This is a genomic window from Myxococcus sp. AB025B, from assembly GCF_006518215.1.
GTDB classification, from domain to species: domain Bacteria; phylum Myxococcota; class Myxococcia; order Myxococcales; family Myxococcaceae; genus Myxococcus; species Myxococcus fulvus.
Map to the genome: position 1 here is coordinate 1 of NZ_SRLW01000418.1, position 6,838 is coordinate 6,838.

The following is a 6,838-nucleotide window of genomic DNA, read 5'->3' on the forward strand; positions in this document are numbered from 1 at the left end:
CAGCGACGAGGAGTCCCGCTTCTATCCAGAAGAGGCCTCTCCGGGCGGCTGCGCCTCCGGCGAATGCATCCCTGAGCCCGAAGCCCCCGCCGCCGCGCCCGAGCCCGAGCCGCCTCCCATGGCCGCCGCGCCCGCCCCCGTGGCACGCGGGCGCGACAACCCCAACCTGCCGCTCATCGAGCGTTGGCGCGCCGCGGTGGAGACCGTGAAGGCGGGCTCCCTGCGCCACGGCACCGCCCTCGCGAACGGCCGGCTCATGTCGATGAAGGCCGGGGAGATCATCCTCGGCTTCCTCCCCTCCGCGGGCCTGCACCGCATGTCGGTGTCCGCCGCCGCGGGCAAGGCCACCATCGACAAGCTCCTGGCCGAACACTTCGGCCGGCCCGTGAAGCTGTCCTTCCAGGACGTGTCCGCGGACGACTCCCGGGCCGCGCCCAGCCTCGCCGAGCGCGACGCGCAGAGCCGCGCCACCCACGAGAAGAACACCGAGAGCAAGGTGCGCAACCACGCCTCGGTCCGCTCCGTGCTCCTGGTCCTGGGTGGAGAAATCGAGCACATCCAGATCTACGAGCCCGAGCGCCCCTCCGCCGCCTCGGTCGCCGACGCTCCTGTCGAAGCCCCTGACGACAGCGCCTGACAATGGACGCGCGCGACGCTAGGGTGCGCGCCACACTCCACGCCCGTACCGAGGAAGCACATGCCCGGCGTCGACCTGAACTACTTCATCCGGCAGGCGAACAAGCTGACGGAGAAGATTGAAGAGCGCAAGCAGCAGCTGGCCGAGGAGACCGTCGAGGCCAAGGCCGGCGAGGGCCGCGTCACCGTCGTGGCCAACGGCATCCAGGAGATCCGCAGCATCAAGATCGACAAGGAAGCCATCGACCCGAACGACACGTCGATGCTCGAGGACCTCATCACCGCCGCGGTGAACGCCGCCCTGGCGAGCAGCCGTCAGCACATGCAGCGCGAGCTCGCGAAAATCTCCGGCGGCATCAAGATCCCCGGCGTTACCTGATACCGGATGACTCCCGATCCGCTGAACCGCCTCGTCGCCCAGCTCGCGAAGCTGCCAGGCATCGGGGAGAAGACCGCCCAGCGCCTCGCGTTCCACATCCTGCGCTCTCCGGGCGAATACGCCTCCGAGCTGTCGCAGGCCATCCGCGAGGTGAAGGAGAAGGTGCACCTGTGCGTGCGCTGCTTCTCCCTCACGGACACGGAGACCTGCGGCTTCTGCAGGGACCACCGTCGTGACGAGCGGGTGCTGTGCGTCGTGGAGACCTTCGCGGACCTGATGGCGCTCGAGCGCACCCGCGAGTTCAAGGGCCGCTACCACGTGCTGCACGGCGTGCTGTCCCCGCTCGAGGGCGTGGGCCCGGACCAGCTCCGCATCAAGGAGCTGTTGGAGCGCCTCACCGACAGCCAGGTGGAGGAGCTCATCCTCGCCACCAATCCGGACGTCGAGGGCGAGGCCACCGCGCTCTACCTGACGCGCCTGCTCAAGCCCATGGGCCTGCGCCTCACCCGCATCGCCCAGGGCCTGCCCATGGGCGGAGACCTCGAGTACGCCGACCAGGCCACGCTGGCGAAGGCGCTGTCCGCCCGCCGCGACCTCTAGTCGTACGAGCCGGCGCCGGAAGCTCCCGGCGCCGTGCTGCCGCCTACCGCGTCAGTCGCCAGGAGAACGGCACCACCACGTTCACCTCCTCGTCGAGGTGCGCCGGGAAGCGCAGTCGCTCCGCCTGCGCCTGGAGACAGCGGCCCACGCCCGTCTGCGCGAGCGCCCCGCTCACGCCCGCCCGCACCTTGCCCGTCGAGGCGATGGAGAACTCCACCTGCACCTGGCCCTCGCTCGCCGGCAGGTCCGCGCGGTTCTTCTCGAAGCACGTGGTGATGCGCGAGCGCCCCTTCGCCACGACGCGGGAGATGTCATCCACGGTGAGCGACACCTTCTTCTTCGCCGTGCTCTTCACCGACTTGCCCTCCGCCACCTCCTCCACGGGCGGCGGTGGTGACAACGCGCTCCCCACCGCGCCCGCCTCACCTCCAGTCCCCTGCGCCGCCACACCCTCGGGAGGCTGCGTCCCGACAGGTGGCGGCGACACGGGCGCCACGGCCTGCGGCGCGGGCTCGGCGACCCCTTCCGTCGAGGGAGCAGCGACCGGTGCCTCCACCGGCGGGGTTGCGACAGCGGCGATGGGAGGAGCCACGACGCCCGCCGACACGGGAGCGACGAGCCGCGCGTAGCCCACGATGCCCACGCCCGCGAGCAACAGCCCACCCGCGAGCCCCACGACGAGCGGACGCCAGCCGCGCGCACGGGGCGCGGCGACGGGCATCGGCGCCGACTCGGTGGCCGGAGTCTTCGTCGCCGCCGGCACCAACCCCGAGGACGACGCCGGCGAGCGCGCGCTCCAACCGCGCGCCGTGGCCACGTCGGTGCCGCCCGTCGCGGAGGAAGGCCCCCCCACCACGTCCGTCCCCATCTCCGCCACGCCCGTCGCCTGCGTCACCGCGCCCAGCGCGGCGGAGAGCGAGGACAGCGTGGGGATGCGGGTGCGCTCGGTGAAGCGGTCCTCACCGAAGTGGCTGCGCAGGAACGCGCCGAGCTGCGGCGTGCCCGCGGCGCTCAGGTGCTCGCCGAGGAACGCCTCCAGGTCCTCGGCGAAGGCCTCCGCCGTGGCGTAGCGGTCCTGCGGCAGCGGCGCCATCGCCTTGAGGACGATGGCCTCCAGCTCCGCGGGAAGGTCCGGCCGCAGCTCGCGCGGACGCTTGAACTCGCCGTGCAGGAGCGCGTTGAGGACCGCCAGGTCGTTCTCCCGCGAGAAGGGCCGCACGTGCGTGAGCGCCTCGTACAGGCTGACGCCGAGCGCGAAGATGTCCGCGCGCCGGTCCACCCCCTGCCCCTTGGCCTGCTCCGGCGCCATGTACATGTACTTGCCCTTCACGACGCCGGTGCGCGTGTTGGCGAGCCTCGACTCGGCCTTCGCGATGCCGAAGTCCAGCACCTTCACCTGCCCCTGGTACGTCAGGTACAGGTTCGACGGGGAGATGTCGCGGTGCACCACGTTGAGCGGCTGCCCCAGCTCATTGCAGAACTCGTGGGCGTAGTGCAGCCCGCGCGCCGAGTCGATGAGCACGCGCAGCACGATGGGGAACGGCAGGTACGCGCGTCGCCGTCCCGCCAGCCGCAGCGTCGTGGAGAAGTCCTCGCCCGCGAGGTACTCCATGCAGATGTAGTAGCAGCCCTCGGTGAAGCCGAGCTCCTGTATCTGCACGATGTTGGGGTGCGACAGCTTCGCGGCCAGCCGCGCCTCGTCCCGGAACATCTCCACGAAGTCGGGGATGTTCGACAGGTGCGGCAGCATCCGCTTGATGACCACGTTGCGCTCGAAGCCGTCGGCGCCGAGCAGCTTGGCGAGGAAGATCTCCGCCATGCCGCCCTCGGCCAGCTTGCGCACGAGGACATAGGGGCCGTACGGGCGAAGCAGCGGCGGAGGAGCCTCCTCGGTGCCGGAGCCGGGCTGTGTCGTCTGGGGGGGGGACATCCTCAGGGCCCTCGCTCTTTCAGGGTGCGCACCGTGTGGACATCCGGAGCACCCGGTCGCGTCATTCTAAACACCAGCAGCGGGGGCGAGCCCACCGGCTCCACCCACGTATCGAACCGATGCTTGCCGTCCAGGCTGGCCGGACGTCCATTGATGGACACGCGCGCGTTCACCGGCGCCACGCCCGTGGCCCTCACCTTCGCCGCGGAGCGTTGTCCCTGGCGCGGCTGCGACACGAGCAGCATCGGCACCGAGTTGTCGTACACCAGCTCCAGCTTGTTCATCCGGCCCCCCTTCAACTGCTCACCCGACTCGGACAACGGCGTGACGGACCACAGGTAGCTGCCCTCGCTCAGCGCGCCCGCGTCCAGCGCCGCGCGAGCCTCCGTCACCGTGCGCTCCGCCACGGGCTTGTCCAACGCACCCGCCCGGTACACCGCCACCCGGTAGCGCGCCGCCAAAGCCTCCTCCGAATAGGTGAACGTCACGGCCGGCGGTTTGTCCTGGTAGAAGATGGTCGTCTTCTCCAGTCCCTCCGGCACCACGTTGCGCACCCGGTCCAAATCCCGACCGAGCCGCTCCGGCGCGAACACCGCGCTGCCCTTCGCCACCTCCTGACCGTCCTTGCCCTTCACCCGCCAGAAGAGCGTCCCGCGTGCGGGCGCCGGCACGTTGACGAAGGGCTGGAACACCGTGCCCGTCAGCAGGGGCCTGGTGAACTCCGCGTCCGTCGCCACCTCCACCGTCACCTCGCCCTCCTTCTCCCAGCCGAAGGCCACCTCGGGCATGTCCTGGTGGTACACCTCCGCGCCGTCTCCCGCGCCGAGCAGCAGGGGCGCGGGGCCGAGCGACTCGATGCGCGCCTCGCCCGTCTCACCCGAGACGACAGCCCGCTCTCCCGCCCGCAGCGGCTGTCGCGTCTCGCCGCGCACCAGCGTCACCCGCCCCGTCTGCGCGTCCACCAGATAGCCCGACCCCGTGCGCCGCACCGCCAGCCGCGAGGCGCCGTCCCCCTCCAAGGTAAGCCCCGGCAGCACCACGCGGCTCTCGCGGCCCTGCGCGAGCTGGAGTCCCAGCCGTCCCTGACGCAGGTCCAGCCGCGCCTCATCGCTCGTGCCGCCCTGCCCCGCGCCCTCCAGCACCATCTCCGCCGAGGGGCCCAGGGTGAGCTGCGAGGACGAGTTCTTCAGCGTCAGGTCCACCGAGCCGCCCGCGCGCGTGCGCACGCCGTCACCGGGCGCGAGCACCTCGCCGTCCGCGCGCACCGACCTCCAGCGCTTCGCGTCCTTCCCGCGCAGCTCCGCGCGGCCCGAGCCCACCCGCACCGTCACGTCGATGGGCTCCAGCTCCACCCGCCGCGACCCCTTGAGCCGCAGCTCCGCCCGGCCCGCGGACACCTCCACCGAGTCGCCTTCGGAGGCGCGCAGTTGCTTGCCGTCCTTCGCGACGAACTCGATGGCGCCCAGCTTCACCTCCACGCGGCCGGCGTCCTTCGTCACCTGGACGGAGACCTCGCTGGGCTCGGAGCCCACGCGCGTGAGGCCGAAGGGCGTCAGCAGCGTGAGCGACACCTTCTTCCCGGCCGGAGCCCCCGCGGGCTTCGCGGGCACGCGCGACAGCACGATGCCGCGCTCCACCGTCAGCACCACGCCGCCTGCGTCCTGCCCCACGCCGACGCGCGCGTCCGCGCCCACCTCCACCGAGCGCCCGTCCGGGAAGCTCAGGGTCGCCGCGCCCGACGACCCCGTCTCCACCGCGTCGCCCGAATACAGCGGGCCCGCCTGCGCGGGGACCTTCTTGCCGCCGCGCTCCACCTGCACGTCGCCGGACAGGCCCTCCAGTCGGGCCAGCTCCACGGCGGGGCCCGAGTCGGGGGCCGCGGCGGACTCGACGGGAGGAGGGGCTGGAGTGGCCGCCTCGTCGTCGCAACCCGACACGACGAGCAGGAGGGCCAGGAGCCAGGGACGCGTGTTGCTCACCGTTTCTGCCTCGGGAAGAGATCGACGTTGAAGATGGCCTGCTCGCCGTCCTTCAAGGTGACGAGCTTCGACTGCGTGAAGAACCCGCGCGCGGAGATGGTGATGCGGTAGGTGCCACCGCGGACCTTGAAGGTGAACGCCCCCTTCGCGTCCGTGCGCGCCTTCACCTTCGCCTGCGGAATCAGGAGCGTGGCGGCGATGGGCTTGCCACCGCGTGCGTTGCGCACCTGGCCGGTGAGCGTCGCGGGCTCGCCCTTGCGCTCGGAGGCGAGCGGCACCGAGAGCACCGTCTCCTGCCCCGCGACGATGATGGCCGCCTCCTCCGCCGCGCGGTAACCCGGGGACGTCGCCACCACGGCCACGGGGCCCGGCGGCAGCTCCTTCACGTGGACCTCACCGCGCAGGTCCGTGCGCGCCTCCACGCCGCCCACCATCAGCCGCACTCCGGGCAGCGGCACGCCATTGCCCGCGCTCACCACCGAAATCTTGAGGCTTCCCGTGGGCGGCGGCAGCTTGCGCGCGCGCACCGCCAGCGCCACGCGGCCACCATCCTCCAACGTGACGCGGCCCTCGGCCGGCGCGTAGCCCTCCGCGCTCACCCGCGCCACGACATCTCCTGGAGGCAGCTCCACGCCCTCCACGTTGCCCTGGGCATCCGCCTCGCGAGCCGCCCCCTCCACGCCATTGGCGACCAGCACCACCTTCGCGGCCGGAAGCGGCGCGCCCGACTCCGCGTCCAGCAACTGGAGCACCAGCGTGCCCATCGGCACCCGAGGAGGTGGCGGCGGTGGCGCTGGCGGAGCGCCGGGCGCGTCGTTCCACGCCAGCTCCAGCGCCGCGCCCACCCGGCGCATCCGCTGTTCGGAGCGCGAGCCATCCGCGAGCGTCACCGTGTCCTGCACGTGCTGGAAGTCCAGGAGCACCGTCCCGGACCAGCTCCCCCCGCCCGTCAGCGGGAACAACAGCGCGCCGCCGGCCGCGAAGCCCTTGGCCTCCGCCTTCGCGCCCGCCGCGTCCTTGACCGACAGCGACACCGGCACCTCGCCCCGCGCCTCCACCGCCAGCCGGGTGAAGAGCGGCACCCGCACGCTCGCGCTCACCAGGGCCGCGTGCCGCACACCCCGCGCCAGCACCGGCTCGTCCGAGGTGCCGAAGACGGGCAGCTGCGCGTACCCGTAGCCCGCCCCCAGCTCCGCGCGCACCGGCCCCAGGAAGGCCCGCGCCCGGGGCCCCACCGAGACCCGCAGGAGGCTGCCGCCGGTGATCCGCACCGAGTCCTCCTTCAGGTCGAACCCCTCCCGCTGCACCGACGCC

The 6,838-nt window shown here is 72.2% G+C and carries 5 protein-coding genes and 1 pseudogene; 3 read left to right on the top strand and 3 right to left on the bottom strand.

Annotated features, from left to right (window positions below; all coding sequences use genetic code 11):
* From FL311_RS44520 to recR, 3 genes and pseudogenes are all read left to right on the top strand, one after another.
* Positions 1-637 (top strand): annotated as a pseudogene (locus FL311_RS44520) (DNA polymerase III subunit gamma/tau); the annotation flags it as partial.
* 60 nt (positions 638-697) lie between these two features.
* Positions 698-1,015: a YbaB/EbfC family nucleoid-associated protein gene (locus FL311_RS39525; RefSeq protein WP_046712137.1), complete on the top strand. Its 318-nt coding sequence runs from the start codon at positions 698-700 to the stop codon at positions 1,013-1,015.
* A gap of 6 nt (positions 1,016-1,021) precedes the next feature.
* Positions 1,022-1,615, top strand: a complete 594-nt coding sequence (recR, locus tag FL311_RS39530) for a recombination mediator RecR (protein ID WP_046712136.1) — start codon at positions 1,022-1,024, stop codon at positions 1,613-1,615.
* A gap of 43 nt (positions 1,616-1,658) precedes the next feature.
* Here recR and FL311_RS39535 read toward each other — a convergent pair whose 3' ends face one another.
* The 3 genes from FL311_RS39535 to FL311_RS39545 form a co-directional block, all read right to left on the bottom strand.
* Complete coding sequence (locus tag FL311_RS39535) at positions 1,659-3,545, bottom strand: protein kinase (RefSeq protein WP_141332816.1); 1,887 nt, start codon at positions 3,543-3,545, stop codon at positions 1,659-1,661.
* 2 nt (positions 3,546-3,547) lie between these two features.
* On the bottom strand, positions 3,548-5,524 hold the full coding sequence (locus FL311_RS39540; RefSeq protein WP_141332817.1) for a FecR domain-containing protein: 1,977 nt from the start codon (positions 5,522-5,524) through the stop codon (positions 3,548-3,550).
* Positions 5,521-6,838, bottom strand: a 1,318-nt coding sequence (locus FL311_RS39545; protein ID WP_141332818.1) for a collagen binding domain-containing protein, incomplete at its 5' end; no start/stop codon positions are given. The genes FL311_RS39545 and FL311_RS39540, both read right to left, overlap by 4 nt.